Genomic DNA, 15,702 nt, shown 5'->3' on the forward strand with positions numbered 1-15,702 from the left:
CAGTCAGGCGCGGTCGGGACCGTAGCGGCGGTAGAGGATCAGGGCCGCGGGCCCTGCCCCGAACCCGAGCTCGCGGAGGATCCCCTCGATCGCGCTCCCCCGCACCGGCTCTCCGTCCCACGTCCGCACGGTCAGTCGCCGCCTGGGGCCGGAGACGAGCGTGGTGAGGAGTTCGAGCGCGGGCCGGAGTTCATTCGGGGGAAGGCCGGCGAAGTTCGTGAGCCTCTCCCCCTCGATCGCGAGCACAGGGCAGCCATCGCGCAGGACGAGGTACGAGCCAGGTCCCGTGCGGAACCGTCGACCCGGGTCCGCAGGGTCGGTGAGGGGGAACGGCGCCCCCGCCCCATAGAGGAGAGCCGGGTCGGTGGACGGGAGGAGGGACCACCCCGATCCGGGGCCCTCCAGGCCGCGGAGCACGTCCTCACGGGCGAACTGGGCTCCCGCCAGGCCCTCCACGAGGAGGCCCCGCGCGAGTTCCCCCCGCCACTCGCGGCGGGTGAGGAACGGGTAGAGCTCCCCCCACGGCACGGCGCCCCCGTCCCAGGCGAGGATCCCCCGGGAGAGGATCCCGTACCGGGTGAGGAGGAGATCGAGGAGCGCCTCGCGCTCGTCCTCGACGAGCTCCCCCCCGCCGGGCGGGAGGAGGGACCACCGTCCGGTCCCCCCGCGCCAGATCCGGGTCTTCCCGGGCCGCAGCGGCGGCGGACCGGCGTGGAGGGGGGCCAGTCCGTCGTTCGTGACGATCCCCGCCCGGGCAAGCTCCCACAGTGCCACCGCGCACTGGGTGGCGGGGAGCCCGACGTCGCCGGCGAGCTCGACGAGGAACCGCGGGCCCCGCTCCCTCAGCCGGTCCACCAGCGCCGCTTCCACCGGGGCGAGCTCCTCCTTCCGCACGGGATACGCCTTGGCAAGCCACGGGGCGTTCGCGCGGTGGGCGAACGCGACCGCGAGGTCCCGTCCTCCCCCCGGCCGGCCCAGCCACACGAACTCCCCGCTCCGCAGGAGGTCCTCGACCCACGCCGGCTGGTACCCGGTCACCCGGCTCGGGAGGACCTCCCCGTCCCACGACCTCCACGGGAGGGCGATCCCCTGGAGCTGGGTCAGGACCTGGGCGAGCCCCTCCGCCTGACGCACCCGGCCCTCCGGCGTGCGGTGCTGGTGGCGGAGGAGGAACGCCTGGAGGGCCGCCGGGGGCTGGGGGTGCACCTCGCCCCGCCGCGCGGCGAGGGAAAGCCGCTGCAGCCGTTCGAGCGTCTCCTTCCGCGTCCACACCCGCTCCCCCTGCCAGGTCCCGACCACGAACGGCGGGACAGCTACCGCAGACTCGATCACACTTTCAGGGAATGGGTACCTCTCCCGGAGGGTCGAGCGGAAAGCGAGGGCGCGGCTCGCCACGTGGCGCCGGACGATCCCGACCTGGGCCTCCTCATCCCCGGCGAGGGCGGCCCGGTAGAGGGGGAGGTCCTCTCCCGTTACGAGCCGCACCGCGGGCTTCGACCCGGGGAACTCCACCCACGCGATGGAGCCGGCAGCGAGGAGTCCGGGCACGGCGCCCCGCGCGTCGGGGGATGCCACGGCGGCGAGCTCGTCCTCCCCCACGTCCCCCACCCGGCGGAGGAGGGCGAGGAGCTCGGCCCCGGTCCGTGCCCACCGGCCCTCGCCGCTCCCGCGGAGCTCGCCGTCCACGCGGTCCACGGCGCGCGGGTCCACAAACCCGGCGAGGTCGCGGCCGAGGAGGGGGAGGAGATCGCATGAAGCGATGCCCGTGGGGACCGGGCCCGGCTTGGGCTCGTCCCACTGGTAGAGGTACGCCGCCTGGAACTCCCAGAGGAGGCTCGCCGCGAACGGGGAGGGGGCCACCCCGTGGTGGACGGCGACCTCGACCTCGCCCCGCTCCAGCCTCCCGAGCCAGTCCCGGACGCCGTCCACGGGCAGGATGTCCTGGAGGATCTCGCGGTAGGTCTCCGTGACGAGGGGGAACCCGGGCTGGGCCCGGACCGCTTCGAGGAGGTCGCGCGCCGAGAGCCGCCTCAGCCAGAACGAGCTCCGCCTCCCCGGGCGATCGCGGGGGAGGAGGAGGGCCCGGCCCGCGTTCTCGCGGAACCGAAGGCCGAACAGGGGCGAGCGGGCGAGCCCGGCGAGGAGGAGGCGTTCCACCTCGTCCCCGCGGAGCCCCTCGATGATCGCCACCGCCCGCTCGAACGGGACCTGGGTCAGCCGGAACAGGATCCCCGAGTCGCTGTGGAGGGAGGCCGGCTCGAGCCCCACCTCGTCCCGGAACCGGGCGAGGAGGGCCAAGCGCAACGCAAGGTGGAACCGCTTCCCGTACGGGGTGAGGACGGCGAGGCGCACCCCTCCCCCCTCGTCGGGGAACCCCTCGATGACGAGGCGGCGGTCGGTGGGGACGATCCCCCGCTCCCGCTGGAGGGCGACGTAGCGAACGGTGTTCTCGGCCGCGGCGGAATCGAGGGCGCAGGCCTCCCCCAGCCACGGGACGAGGTCCGGGTCGCCGAGCCGGGCCTCGATCTCCCGGGAGAGGACCCCCACCGCCTGGCCGAGGTGGAGGTCCCGGCCGTAGGCCTCGCCACGCCAGAATGGGATCTTGGCCGGCCCGTCCCCCGCCGCAACCACGACCCGGTCGTGGGTGATGTCGAGGATCCGCCACCGGTTCAGGCCGAGGACGACCACCTCCCCGACCCGCGCCTCGTACACGAATTCCTCGTCGAGCTCCCCAATTCGGTCCCCCGCCTCGGTGTACACCCCGTATTGACCGGTATCGGGGATCGCCCCGCCCGAGGTCACGGCGAGGCGCTGGCTGCCGGGGAGGGGAAGCAGAACATCGTTGACCCGGTCCCAGGCGATCCGCGGCCGCACCGACCACGGCCCGGGCTCGGCGAGCATCGTCAGGACGGAGTGGAACGCGTCCCGGGGCAGGTCGGAGAACGGGGCCGCGCGGCGGACGATCCGGAACAGGTCGTCCACCGGGATCCCCCCTAAGGCGACGATGGCCACCACTTGCTGGGCGAGGAGGTCCAGCGGCCCATGGGGGATGTGGAGCGGGGCGAGGTCGCCCGCGCGCATGGCCCGGGCGAGGGCTGCCATCTCCAGTAGGTCGGCCCGCGTCTTGGGCAGGAGCCTTCCCCGCGACGGGGCGCGGTAGAGGTGGCCGGCCCGCCCCACCCGCTGCAGCCCTCGCGCCACGCTGTGGGGCGATTCCACCTGCACGACGAGGTCCACCACCCCCATGTCGATCCCCAGCTCGAGGCTTGCTGTGGCCACGATGGCCGGGATCTCCCCCGCCTTCAGCCGCTCCTCGATCTCCCGCCGCCGCTCCTTAGCCACCGAGCCGTGGTGCACCTGGACGAGCTCGTACCCCGCCAGTTCGTTCACCTCGGCCGCGATCCGCTCCGCGGCGCGGCGGTTGTTGACGAACACGATCGTCGCCCGGTGGGCGAGGATGAGCTCGTGCAGCCGGGCATAGATCGAGGGCCAGATCGAGCCCTCGGGGAGGGCCGTCAGGTCCGGGACCGGCGCCAGGACCAGGAGGTCGAGCCCCTTCCGCAGGCCGGCGTCCACGATCTGGACCGGCCTCTTTTGGCCATCGTCCCCGAACCCGCCCAGGAACCGCGCCACTGCCTCGAGCGGCCGGATCGTCGCCGACAACCCAATCCGCTGGAACGACCGCCCGCCGGGTTCCGGTTCGCCCTTCGCATCCGCCGGGGAAGGGCTGCGGACGAGGGCCTCCAGCCGTTCGAGGAGGAGGGCGAGGAACGTCCCCCGCTTCGTCTCCGCCACGGCGTGGATCTCGTCCACGATCACGGTCCTCACCCCGGCGAGCGTCTCCCGGGCCCGGGGCGAGGTGAGCATGAGGTGGAGCGACTCCGGGGTCGTGATGAGGATGTGGGGCGGCCTCCGGACGAGGCGCTGTCGCTCGGAGGGCGGGGTGTCTCCGGTGCGGACCCCGACCCGGACCTCGGGGAGCGCGATCCCGCGCGCCCGGGCGAGGGCCTGGATCTCCGCGAGGGGCCCCTGGAGATTCCGCTCGATGTCGTAGCTGAGGGCCTTCAGGGGCGAGATGTACAGGGTGTGGACCCCGGGAACCGCGGGCGGCTGGGTGAGGAGGCGGTCGAGCGTCCATAGGAACGCGGCGAGGGTCTTCCCCGACCCGGTCGGGGCGAGGAGGAGGGTGTGGGACCCGGCGGCGATGGGCGGCCAGCCGAGCTCCTGAGCCGGGGTCGGCGTCCCGAGCTCGGTCCGAAACCAGTCCCCGACGAGCGGGCTGAACCTCGACAGCGGATCGGGGGGAGGAGCCGCCGTCCTTTCGGTCGCGGTCACAGCTCGATTCTAAGCCGCCCGCCCCCGACGGGTGGCACCGCCCCCGAGCCTCCCCTACACTTTGGGCGCTCAAGGAGGATGGATGCGCACGCTATCCCAAGTGCTCGACGAGACCGCCCACAGGTTCCCCGCTCGGCCGGCCCTGTTCTACGAGGGAAGAACGATCTCCTACCGTGACCTCGCCCGGGAGGTGGACCGCCTCGCCGCCGGGTTGGTGGCGTTGGGGATCGAGCCCGGCGATAAGGTCGGGATCTGGATGTCGAACATCCCGGAGTGGATCGCGGCCTATTTTGCGATCGCCAAGGCAGGGGCCGTGGTCGTGCCCATGAACACCCGCTACAAGACCCACGAAGTGGCCTACATCCTCGGGAACGCGGAGGCGAAGGCGGTGTTCATGTCCCAGGGGTTCCTCGGGATCGACTACGCGGCGATGCTCGCCGAGGTCCGGCCGAACCTCCCCCTCCTGCGGGAGGCGATCACCGTGGGCGGAGAGGCCCCCGGGCTGCGACCGTACGCCGACGTCCTCGCCCGCGGCGGGGACCGCGCCGCCCAGGCCGAGGTCGCGCGCCGCGGGGATGCAATTGACCCGAACGATTGCGTGTTCATCCTCTACACCTCGGGCACGACCGGCCACCCCAAGGGGGCGATGCTCTCCCACGTGAACATGGCCGAGAACGCCCGCCAGATCACGGAGGTGCTCCACGCGACGGAGGAGGACATCTTCCTCCTCCCCGTCCCGTTCTTCCACTGTTTTGGGTGCGTGATGGGGATCCTCGGCGCGGTGACGTGGGGGGCGGGGATCGTCCCGGTGCCCGTGTTCAAGGCCGATGTGGCCCTCGATCTTGTTCAGAAGCACCGGGTGAGCGTCCTGTACGGGGTGCCGACGATGTTCGTCCTCGAACTCGAGGAGCAGCGCAAGGCGGCCGCCGCCGGTCGGCCCTACGACGTGGCGAGCCTGCGTACGGGGATCATGGCCGGCGCCCCGTGCCCGGCGGAGGTGATGCGGGGGACGATGGACGACCTCGGCTGCAACGTGTGCATCTGCTACGGGCTCACCGAGGCCTCGCCCGTGATCACGATGACCCGGTTCGACGATCCGTTGGACAAGCGGGTGGAGACGGTGGGCAAGCCCCTCCCCGGGATCGAGGTGAAGGTCGTGGACGACGCGCGGCAGGAGGTCCCCGTCGGCGAAACGGGGGAGCTCGCGTGCCGCGGGTACAACGTGATGCTCGGCTACTGGAAGGACCCCGCGGCGACGCGCCAGGTGATCGACGACGAAGGCTGGCTCTACTCCGGCGACCTTGCGACCCTCGACGAGGAGGGGTACGTGCGGATCGTGGGCCGGAAGAAGGACATGTACATCGTGGGCGGGTTCAACGTGTACCCGGCGGAGGTGGAGGAGGTCCTGTTCACCCACCCTGACGTGCAGAACGTGTCCGTGGTCGGGGTCCCGGACCCCGTAATGGGGGAGGTGGGGATGGCGTTCCTCATCCCCCGTGAGGGTCACACCCCCGATCCCCAGGAGGTCGTGGACTTCTGCGCCCGGAGGATCGCGGCGTTCAAGGTGCCGCGGTACGTGGTCGTGGGCCACGAGTTCCCGATGACCTCGTCGGGGAAGGTGCAGAAGTACAAGCTCGCCGAGCGCGGGAAGGAGCTCGTCGCCTCCGGCGCGGCGCGGAGGCTCGAGCCCCGCAAGCCCGGGCGGTAACCGATCGGCGGTCGGGCAGCTCCTGCGGCTCCGGGGGGAGCCCCGGCGGACGAAGGGATCCTCCGTCCCCCTCGTGACCCGTGTATGCTTGGGGCGTGGACTTCGCACGGTACCTGGTTCACCCCGAGCGGTGGGAGGAACTCCCCCCGGAATGGGACCTTCTCTTCGCCCGGCCGGCACAGCTCGCGGTGGAAATCGGGTTCGGGAACGGGGAGTTCCTCTGTGAAGCCGCCCACGCGCATCCGGAGTTGAACTGGGTCGGGTTCGAGACGAGCCTCACCTGCATCGTCAAGGCGGGGCGGAAGCTTGCGCGGGCGGGAGCGGAGCACGTCCGCCTTGCACGGGTGGATGGCCGGTTCGCCCTGCGGGAGCTTTTCCCGGACGAGAGCGTGGAGCGGGTGGTCCTCCATTTTCCATGCCCGTGGCCGAAGCGGAGCCATGCTGAACGGCGGGTGATGGATGAGGGCTTCGCCCGGACCCTGGCCGCTATCCTCCGGCCCGCAGGGAGGTTCGAGCTGACCACGGACGTCCTTCGCTATGCCGAGGACGCGGCGGGGGACCTCGCCGCGATGGGGTTCCGCGTCGCGGGGCCCGAGGCCGTGGCCGCCGGCGGTCCGGGCACGCGCTACGAGGCCAAGTGGCGCCGGGAGGGCCGCCCGATCTGGCACCTCCGGGCGGAGCGGGGGAGGAAAGGGAGTACACTGCGCATCGCGGAGGGGATGATGCCCCATGTGCGGGTTCACCAGTCGGTTTCGGGGGACGCGGTCGCGCGTCTCGGTGGGCTGAAGGAGGCCTGGCCCGGGGGGGCGTTCGTGATCAAGGAGGCCTACCTCTCCCCCCGTGGCGCGGCCCTCCTCCGCGCGTTCTCCACCGACGAGGGGTTTGAGCAGCAGTACTTCCTCGCCCTCGTGCCCGAGGACGGGGCAACGCTTGTCAAGCTCGACGGGGCGGCGGTGCCGTTCCGCACCCCGGCCGTGAAGCGATCCGTGGCCGCGGTCGCCGCGGCGTTGGAGGGACGATGAGGCATATCCTGCTCGTGGTGGCCGTGGTGGGCGCGGGAGCGCTCGCCTGGGGAGGAGAGGTGGGGGCCCAGTTTGAGGTGGGGGAGCGGGCAAGCGGGATCGGGTGGGTCCAGCTCTCGGGCGGTGGATCTCCGGTCCAGCTGTCGGGGCGCATCGAGGGGGACCTCCTCTGCGGCTGCCTCCGCCGGGCCCAGGTCGGGGCGTCCACGGTGTGGGGCGGATGGTCCTCTGGGGTTGAGGCGGGGGTGCTCGCGAGCGGCCGGGTGGATGCCTCGGCCACGGGCTCGTGGAAGGCCGTGACGCAGGCGGACCTGGGCCTCGTCTCCGCTCAGGTGGGGGGGAAGGCGACCACGGTGGACCTCCTCGGGGGCCGGTTCTTGACCGCGGCGGGGTGGGCGTTCGGCCGGCTCGATGCCGATCCGTGGTGGGTCGAGGTGAGCGGGAACGCGGCCTGGCCGGGAGGGAGCCCCCATGCCGAACTCCGGCTCGGCCTCACGGGGCCGATGTGGGCCACCCTCTCCCTGTCCGATGCGGGAACGGGCCTCGAGTTGGGATCCGGCCCCCCAGAGATGTCCATCCAGACCTACCTCTCCCTTCGCCCGGCGTTGCAGACGGTCACGATCGGGCTCGGGAGGGAGGGCGTGCGCCTCCAGCTCCGGCTCACGGTCCGCGGGGAGGGGTTGCCATCGGGAAGCCTCACCCTGACCGCGACCGAGGCTCCGTGGCTGGGGACGGTGGTGGCCTCCTTCTCCGGGCTCGCGCTGGAGAAGGTCAGCGTCGAGATCCGGCACACGCTCGGGACGGACCCTTGAGTTAGCGCGGGCCCCACTGGGGGGGTACGTAGTCGGGGAGGGCGACGGCACCGAGGAGGCCCGCATCGTCCCCGAGTCGGGTGAGCTCGATCTCTGGCGATCCGCGGGCCATCGTTCCGACCGAAGCGAGGACCTGGGGCCCGAGGAACCCCCACGACCCGGTGAGGCCGCCCCCGAGGACGATGAGCTCTGGCTCGAGGATCTCCCACAGGATCGCGATCCCCTGCCCCAACGCCCGACACGCGTCGGCGACGAGGGCGTGGGCATGGGGATCCCCGCGCTGGGCGCGCTCCACCACCTCACGGGCGGAGAGGGCCTCCCCAAGGGCCTCGGACCCGCGGCGGGCCAGGCTCGCCCCCCCCGCCAGGGCCTCCAGGCACCCCTTCTTCCCGCACCCGCATGGTGGGCCGTCGGGGCGGAGCACGATGTGCCCGATCTCCCCCGCCTGGCCGGTCGCTCCCCACACCACGCGGCCGCCGGACACGATCCCGCCCCCGATGCCGGTGGACCAGGTGAGGTACACGAAGTCGCGGCGACGGTGGCCGAACGCGAGCTCCCCGATCGCCGCGCAGGTGGCGTCGTTGGCGAGGTACACCGGGCAAGCGAAGGCGCGCTGGAGTTCCTTCGTCACCTCGACCCCGTTCCAGTGCGGGAGGTTGGGGCATCCAAGGATCCTCCCCTCCCGCATGTCCATGGGGGCCGGGGCCCCGACCCCGATCGTGGCGGGGCGAGCCCAGCCCGCGGCGGCGAGGACCTCTCCGATCGCCTCCCGCACCTCGTCGATCCCGCGCGTGGGGAACGCCCGCCGGGCGACGATCCGCTCCCCTTCCACCGCCGCAACCCGGGTCCGGGTGCCCCCGATGTCCACCCCGATCGCCCGCGCCATGGCTCCGATCATACCGGCCGCTCCTCCCATCGGGGAGAAGGGCGGGGTATAAACGAAGGGGGGCTTTCGTGAAGAAGAGGCAGCGCCGGGTGCAACGGATGTGGGTTATGGGGGGGATCCTCCTCCTTCCCGTGGCGTTGGGGTTCATCCCCGGCGTACCCCATCCGTTCCTCAACCTGTTCCTGTGGTGGGTCCCTCCGCCGCCGCGGGTCGAGGTCCCGGCGCCGCTCCCGGGCGTGGAGCGGGTGCTCGTGATCGCCCCCCACCCGGATGACGAGCTCCTGGCGTTGGGGGGGACGATCGCCCACCTCACGGGGGAGGGCCACCAGGTCCTGGTCGTGTTCGTCACGAACGGCGACGCGAACCAGGCCGCCAAGCAGGTGTTCACCTTGAACCCGCTGCGGCGGGCCGAGGACTACCGCGCCCTGGGGTGCCGGCGCCAGAAGGAGGCGGTGGCCGCCCTGCGGATCCTCGGCGTGCCCAAGACCGCGGCGGTCTTCCTTGGGTACCCAGACCAGGGGCTGACGGCGCTCGGAAGCGAGAACTGGGAGAGAGGGAACCCTTACCCGAGCCCCTACACCCAAGCCAACTACCCGTTCTACCGCAACAGCTTCAGCCTGACCGCGATGTACTGTGGGGAGGACCTCGTGGCGGATCTGGCCACGATCCTGCACCTGTTCTCCCCGACCGTGATCTACCTTCCCCACCCCGAGGATGGCCACCCCGATCATCGGGCGGCGGCGCAGTTCACGCTGATCGCCCTGCTCCGCGGGGAGGTGGAGGGCGATCCCGAGCTGCGGCTGTACCTCGTCCACGCCCCGAGCTGGCCTGCCCCGCGGCGGCTGGCCATGGACCTCACGCTGACGGTCCCCACCGCCCTCGACCCTTGGGAGTGGAGGAGCCACGAGCTCACGGAGGAGCTGGTCGGGCTCAAGCTTCGGGCGATTCAGGCCTACAGCTCGCAGCGCATCACGAGCGGGAGGTTCCTCGCCAGTTTCGTCCGCCAGAACGAGGTCTATGCGGTATCTGCCGCATCAGATCTCCCGGGCGGGCCTGCCCTCAGCAGGTGACCAGGGAGGGGCGAGCGGGGCCCTGCTCCCCCGGGGCCATCGCCGGGAACGGCCGGGGGACAGCAGCCGGCAGGCGAGGTCCGTGATCCGGGATCGTGATCCCGGCCCGCGTCCGGGGTGGCCAAGCGCACCGTGGGCCCCGGCGCCGCGTCCAGGTGCGGTTTGGGTTGTGGGGAGCGTTTCTTGGGCGTAGAATTCCAATGTCCCCATGCCTGAACGGATTGAACCCGCGTTCATTGAAGACGAGATGGAGCAGTCGTACATCGACTACGCTGTCTCCGTCATCCGGGCCCGCGCCGTCCCCGACGTCCGCGATGGACTGAAGCCGGTGCAACGCCGGATTCTCTATGGATTCAGGGAGCTCGGGCTCCTGCCGGGGAAGCCTCCCCGCAAGGCGGCGCGCATCGTGGGGGAGGTGATGGGGAAGTTCCACCCCCACGGGGACATGGCGGTCTACGAGGCGATGGTCGGCCTCGCCCAGGACTTCTCCACCCGCTACCCGCTCGTGGACGGGCAGGGGAACTTCGGATCGGTGGACGGGGACGAACCGGCGGCGATGCGGTACACGGAGGCGCGCCTCGCCCCGATCGCGCGGGAGTTCCTCGACGAGCTCGATGAGGAGACGGTGGACTTCCTCCCCAACTTCGATGGCTCGCTCGAGGAGCCGGAGGTCCTCCCCGCCCGGTTCCCGCACCTTCTTGCCAATGGGGCGTGGGGGATCTCGGTCGGGATGACGACCCAGATCCCGCCCCACAACCTGGGGGAGCTGATCGCGGCCACGCTGTACGTCCTCGACCATCCCGATGCCACGGTGGACGAGCTCCTCCCCCTCATCCCGGGGCCGGACTTCCCGACGGGGGGGATCATCGTCGGCCGGGATGGGATCCGCGCTGCCTACGAGACTGGGGAAGGGAGGCTCACCCTCCGCGCGCGGGCGTTCGTGGAGGACGAGCGGATCGTGATCACGGAGATCCCGTACCAGGTGCGCAAATCCGCCATCATAGAGAACATCGCGGCCAAGGTCAAGGATGGGAGCCTCGAGGGCATCGCGGACCTCCGCGATGAGTCGGACCGGGAGGGGCTGCGGGTCGTGATCGAGCTCAAGCGAGGGGTGGATGGGCACCGGATCCTGCCGCGCTTGCTCAAGCTGACCCCGCTCGAGCGCACGTTCGCGTGCCACTTCCTCGTCATCCAAGATGGGGGCCCGCGCACGCTCTCCCTCCCCGAGATCCTGAAGGCGTTCCTCTCCTTCCGGCGGACGACGGTGCGGCGGCGGACCGAGCATCGCCTCCGGGTCGCCCAGGAACGGGCCCACCTCCTCACCGGGTTCAAGCTCGCCCTGGAGAACCTCGACCAGGTGATCGAGATCATCCGCAGCGCGTCCGAACCGGCGGAGGCGGAGGCCCTCCTCGCCGCCGAGATCGGCCTCTCCCCCAAGCAGGCGGATGCTGTCCTCAAGATGCGCCTCTCCCAGCTCACGAAGCTCGAACGGCGCAAGGTCGAGGAGGAGCTGACCGAGCTCGCGACGAAGATCGGGGAATACGAGGCCGTGCTCGGCGATCCCGGCCGGCTGGACGCCCTCATCCGCGATGAGCTCCAGGAGATCGCCCGCCAGTATGGGGATGGGCGGAGGACGACGATCGTCGAGTCGTCGGAGGAGGTCGAGCTCGCTGCCCTCGATGCTCCCCGCCTCGACGTGATCCTGTGTGTGACGGGCAAGGGATACGTGAACACCACCGGCTGCGAGGCGTACCGCGCCCAGGGGCGGGGCGGGAAGGGCGTGATCGGGATCCGCCCCAAGGAGGGGGACTACCTGCGGACGATGGTCACCGCCCACACCCACCAGGACCTCCTCGTGTTCACCGACCGCGGCCGCGTGTTCAAGCTCCCCCTCGCGCGCCTCGAGCCGGGCGACCGCGACTCGGTGGGGAAGAACCTGCGCCAGTTCTTGGAGATGGGCCTGGACGAGGAGATCCGCGCCGTGCTCCCCGTGGATGGCTATGACGGTGGATACGCCCTGCTCGCTACCCGCGAGGGGATCGTGAACCGCAACGCCCTCTCCGATTACGCCAACGCCCACACGAAGGGGATCCTCGCCCACTCGATCCCCGACGAGGACCGCCTCGTGGACGTGGCGATCACCCATGGGGGTGGGCAGATGGTCCTCGCCACGGCAGGCGGGCACGTGATCCGCTTCCCGGAAGAGCAGGTGCGCGTCACGCGGCGGCCGTCAAAGGGCGTGATCGGGATCCGCCTCGCCGCGGGGGACCGCGTGGTGGGGATGGTGTGGCTCCCCCCCGCTGAGACGGAGAAGCGGCTCCTCTTCGTGACGGAGATGGGACAGGGGAAGCGCGTGGAGCTATCCGATCTCCCCCTCCAGGGCCGTGGCGGACGGGGGGTCATCGGGATCAAGCTCGACGGCCATGGCGGGCCGCTCGTCACGGCGATCCTCGTCGCCGAAGACGACGAGGTGGCGCTGTCCACGGCGGGGGGGAAGGTGATCCGGTTCCCCGCGGCCCAGGTGAGCACGTTCTCCCGCTACGCGCGGGGGGTGCGCCTGATCCAGGTCGAGCCCGAGGACCGGGTGGTGTCGGCGGTGGTGGTGTGACCTCCGTCGGCGTGGGGGGGCAAGCTAAGGAAGGGTGAGGATGGATCTACGGACTGAAGTGGAACGACAACTGGCGGTGATGGAGCGGAACGCGGAAACCCTCCTTCCCCGAGACGAACTGGCCCAGAAAATCGAATGGTCGCTCCGCCAGGGGAGGCCACTGCGGGTCAAGCTCGGCATTGACCCGTCCGCCTCTCAGCTCACGTTCGGGCACGCTGTCGTGCTGCGGAAGCTGAGGGAGTTCCAGGAGTTGGGACACACCGCGGTCCTCGTGGTGGGGGACTTCACCCGCCGCATCGGCGATCCGTCGGGGAAGTCCAAGACGCGGGAGCCAATGTCGCCGGAGGAGATCGAGCGCAACATGCGCACCTACCGGGAGCAGGCGTTCCGGATCCTCGATCCCCGGCAAGCGGAGGTCCGCTACAACTCGGAGTGGTTGGAGAAGCTGACCCTGGCTCAGGTGATCGGGCTCACCGCCCGGTACACGGTGGCGCGGATGCTGGAGCGGGAGGACTTTCAGCGTCGGTTCCGCGAGGGGTCAGCGATCACGATCATGGAGTTCCTCTACCCTCTCGCCCAGGCCTACGACTCGGTGGTGGTGCGGGCCGACGTCGAGCTCGGCGGATCCGATCAGAGGTTCAACCTCCTCATCGGCCGCGATATTCAGGAGGCCTACGGCCAGGATCCCCAGGTCATCCTCACGATGCCCCTCCTCCTCGGGACCGATGGCACATTCGCCATGTCCCAGTCCCGCGGGAACTACATCGGGGTCGGGGAGGAGCCGGAGGAACAGTTCGGGAAGATCATGTCGCTCCCCGACGAGCTCATGCCCCAGTACTACCAGCTCCTGACCGATATCCCCTGGGAGGAGGTCGCCTCGTTGCATCCGAAGGAGGCGAAGAAGAGGCTCGCCGCGACCCTCGTTGGGTGGCTGCACGGCGAGGACGGGGCGCGGCGGGGCAAGGAGCACTTCGAGCGGGTGTTCGAGGAGGAGCAGCCGCCGGAGGAGATGCCGGAGGTCGCGGTGGGGGACCTGCTCGATGCCGACGGGACGGCGAACATCGTGGATCTCCTCATCGCGGCGGGGCTGGCCTCCTCGCGGTCCGCGGCGCGGCGGCTCGTGGAGGGAGGGGCGGTGGAGCTCAATGGGGACAAGATCTCCTCTCCGCGGGACCGGGTTGCGGTGCGGACGGGAGCGGTCCTCCGGGCGGGGAAGCTCCGCTTCGTCCGCCTCAAACCCTAGTCGACCTCAATCCTCCTGGCGCCAGTCGAGCTCGCCCCATTCCCCAGCGAGGAACGCGAGGTCGGCCGGACAGACGTCCCCCTTGGCGTTGTCGCGGATGGTGTTGGCCCCGCCGCGGACGCGCCCGGTGAAGACGTACCCTGCTCCGATGCAGTATCCGTGGTACAGGGCGATCCCTGCCCCCTTGCTCCCGACGATGGAGTTCCCCACGATCTCGGCCTGGGCGGAATCGCGAAGGGCGATGCCCCCGCTCCCGCCGCTCTCGGTGACGAGGCAGTCCGTGATCACGGCCGCGGCCGTCTCCCCGAGGCCGATCCCCCACACTTCGTTCTGGGTGAACACGGTCTCGCGCACGGTGGCGGTGGCCTGTTCCCCTAGCCATATCCCGCCCTGCTCGTTGCGGGATAGCCGGCACCGCAGGAGCTCCAGGGCCGTGTCCCCCACCGCGTGGATCCCGCGCAGGTTGTCGGATAGGACACAGTCGGTGACGACGGCGCGGGCATCGGCGTCCATCACCAGCCCCTCCGATCCGTATCCCACGGCCACCCCCGTCAGGGCGAGGTCGGCCCCGCCGACGAGGGACACCACCGCCGACTCGCGGGTGGCCTTCGCGGTGAGGAGGACGATCCCCTCCGCTTCGATGCGGATCGGTTTTCCGAGCGTGACCCCCGCCGGGTAGATGCCCTCGGCGAGGACGAGCTTTCCTCCGGGGAGGAGCGCGTCGGCCGCTTCCTGGATCGTGGCGTAGTCGCGGCTGGGGAAACGGACTTCCTCCCGGGACGCCGCGACAAGGGGCGCCCGCAGCGAGCCGGGGAGGTTCCCCACGAGGTCCACCCCGTTTCCCTGCATCCGGTTCCCTCCCCCCGACGGGGGAATGCGGGACAGGGACAGGATCCCCTGGGCGGTCCACCCCTCGATCCGGTTGTCGCGGATCTCCGCGTGGGCCGCGCCCCGCACGGAGATCCCCACTCCCCGCCCTCCGGAGATGGTGGACGCGACGATGGACCCCACCGCTGTGCCTTGGAGTTTGATCCCATCCCACCGGACGCGGGAGACGGTGCAGCCAGCGAGGCGGAGGGAGGACGCTTCGCGGGCCACGATGCCGTCCCACGTCCCCTCGACCGTGGACGAGGTAAGGGTCACCTCCGCCGCATCCTCAGCCCACACCCCGGCGTCGCGGTGCCCAGCGATCGTGCACCTGGTCAGGTCGGCGGACGCCTGGTCGCGGACCCACAGCCCGTAGCCCTCACAGGACGAAATGGTGGACCCGGTTGCGGTGAGATGGCTCTCGTCGCGGATCCACAGGCCGTGACCTTCACAGCGGGTCACGGTGGACTGGGTGAGGATGAGCCGGGCCGTGTCGGCGAGCCAAACCCCGCTCGAGCGGTTGTCCGCGATCGTGACTCCGTCCAGGGTTGCTTGGACCTGGCCTTGGATGTGCACGCCGTACCCGGTGTTGGCGCTGATCGTGGAGCTGTGGACCGACACCAACGCCCTATCGTGGAGTGCGACCCCTGGCCCGCGGTTTTCGGAGAAGGCGGAGCGCTCGACCTCCACCGTGGCCTCCCCGGCCACGAGGAGGCCGGCGGCCCCGCTTGCCTCGCTGAACTTGATCCCAACGATGACGACCGTCCCCTCGCCCGCGAGGGGACCCTCGATCGTGAGGGCGGGATGGCCCAGTTGGGCGCTGCGGACGATGGTCTTCGTGGGTCCCGCCCCGCGGAGGGTAGCGGGCTTCGTCACCCGGAGGCTCTCCGTCCACGTGCCGGCCCCGAGGCAGATCACCGCTCCCGGTGGGGCGAGGTCGAGCGCGGCCTGGATCTCTTCCCCCGGCCGCAGGGAGATCGTGCACGGGACGCCTTCGTCTTCCCCCGGACGGGCGCAGGAGACGAGGAGGACGGCCACGAGGCCGAGCGCCACCCACCGGAGGATCCGTGTCACGTCGCGCATGGGCGGCGATTGTAGAAACCGTCACTCCCCTCCGCCACCGCGGCGGCCGATGTCGTGCCGGCGAATCC

Annotated in this window: 9 protein-coding genes; 6 read left to right on the plus strand and 3 right to left on the minus strand. The window is 71.0% G+C overall.

Going from position 1 to position 15,702, the window contains the following annotated elements; all coding sequences use genetic code 11:
- Positions 1-3: 3 nt before the first annotated feature.
- Positions 4-4,335 (minus strand): DEAD/DEAH box helicase, encoded by a 4,332-nt coding sequence (locus tag BARAN1_RS03065; protein WP_122030846.1) that lies wholly within the window; start codon positions 4,333-4,335, stop codon positions 4-6.
- A gap of 82 nt (positions 4,336-4,417) precedes the next feature.
- On the opposite strand from BARAN1_RS03065, the gene BARAN1_RS03070 reads away from it, so the two are divergent.
- The 3 genes from BARAN1_RS03070 to BARAN1_RS03080 all read left to right on the plus strand — a co-directional run bounded on the left by BARAN1_RS03070 (position 4,418) and on the right by BARAN1_RS03080 (position 7,877).
- Entirely contained in the window at positions 4,418-6,043 is a 1,626-nt protein-coding gene (locus BARAN1_RS03070) for an AMP-binding protein (protein ID WP_122030847.1), read from the plus strand.
- A 95-nt stretch (positions 6,044-6,138) separates the two neighbouring features.
- The gene (trmB, locus tag BARAN1_RS03075) at positions 6,139-7,065 is read left to right on the plus strand and encodes a tRNA (guanine(46)-N(7))-methyltransferase TrmB (protein ID WP_157959422.1); all 927 of its coding nucleotides are present in this window, start codon (positions 6,139-6,141) and stop codon (positions 7,063-7,065) included.
- Positions 7,062-7,877, plus strand: coding sequence for a hypothetical protein (locus tag BARAN1_RS03080; protein ID WP_157959423.1), 816 nt, complete (start codon positions 7,062-7,064; stop codon positions 7,875-7,877). Before trmB ends, BARAN1_RS03080 begins: the two co-directional genes overlap by 4 nt.
- A 1-nt stretch (position 7,878) precedes the next feature.
- Here the strand turns inward: BARAN1_RS03080 and BARAN1_RS03085 are convergent, their stop codons facing one another.
- Positions 7,879-8,775 carry an ROK family protein gene (locus BARAN1_RS03085; protein WP_157959424.1) on the minus strand — a complete coding sequence of 299 codons (897 nt, stop codon included), beginning with the start codon at positions 8,773-8,775 and terminating at the stop codon, positions 7,879-7,881.
- Between the two features lie 56 nt (positions 8,776-8,831).
- On the opposite strand from BARAN1_RS03085, the gene BARAN1_RS03090 reads away from it, so the two are divergent.
- From BARAN1_RS03090 to tyrS, 3 genes are all read left to right on the plus strand, one after another.
- Positions 8,832-9,833 (plus strand): PIG-L deacetylase family protein, encoded by a 1,002-nt coding sequence (locus tag BARAN1_RS03090; protein WP_122030851.1) that lies wholly within the window; start codon positions 8,832-8,834, stop codon positions 9,831-9,833.
- 208 nt (positions 9,834-10,041) lie between these two features.
- Complete coding sequence (gene gyrA, locus BARAN1_RS03095) at positions 10,042-12,441, plus strand: DNA gyrase subunit A (protein ID WP_122030852.1); 2,400 nt, start codon at positions 10,042-10,044, stop codon at positions 12,439-12,441.
- Positions 12,442-12,481: 40 nt separating this feature from the next.
- The gene (gene tyrS / locus BARAN1_RS03100) at positions 12,482-13,684 is read left to right on the plus strand and encodes a tyrosine--tRNA ligase (RefSeq protein ID WP_122030853.1); all 1,203 of its coding nucleotides are present in this window, start codon (positions 12,482-12,484) and stop codon (positions 13,682-13,684) included.
- 6 nt (positions 13,685-13,690) lie between these two features.
- Here tyrS and BARAN1_RS03105 read toward each other — a convergent pair whose 3' ends face one another.
- Positions 13,691-15,634: a right-handed parallel beta-helix repeat-containing protein gene (locus BARAN1_RS03105; RefSeq protein WP_122030854.1), complete on the minus strand. Its 1,944-nt coding sequence runs from the start codon at positions 15,632-15,634 to the stop codon at positions 13,691-13,693.
- Between the last annotated feature and the right edge of the window lie 68 nt (positions 15,635-15,702).

Origin of the sequence: Candidatus Bipolaricaulis anaerobius, assembly GCF_900465355.1 — a bacterium.
GTDB lineage: Bacteria > Bipolaricaulota > Bipolaricaulia > Bipolaricaulales > Bipolaricaulaceae > Bipolaricaulis > Bipolaricaulis anaerobius.

Coding starts and splice junctions, on each gene's coding strand:
- BARAN1_RS03085 (WP_157959424.1), bottom strand. CDS start 8,775: ATGATCGGAGCCATGGCGCGGGCGATCGGGGTGGACATCGGGGGCACC.
- BARAN1_RS03105 (WP_122030854.1), bottom strand. CDS start 15,634: ATGCGCGACGTGACACGGATCCTCCGGTGGGTGGCGCTCGGCCTCGTG.
- BARAN1_RS03070 (WP_122030847.1), top strand. CDS start 4,418: ATGCGCACGCTATCCCAAGTGCTCGACGAGACCGCCCACAGGTTCCCC.
- gyrA (WP_122030852.1), top strand. CDS start 10,042: ATGCCTGAACGGATTGAACCCGCGTTCATTGAAGACGAGATGGAGCAG.
- BARAN1_RS03080 (WP_157959423.1), top strand. CDS start 7,062: ATGAGGCATATCCTGCTCGTGGTGGCCGTGGTGGGCGCGGGAGCGCTC.
- tyrS (WP_122030853.1), top strand. CDS start 12,482: ATGGATCTACGGACTGAAGTGGAACGACAACTGGCGGTGATGGAGCGG.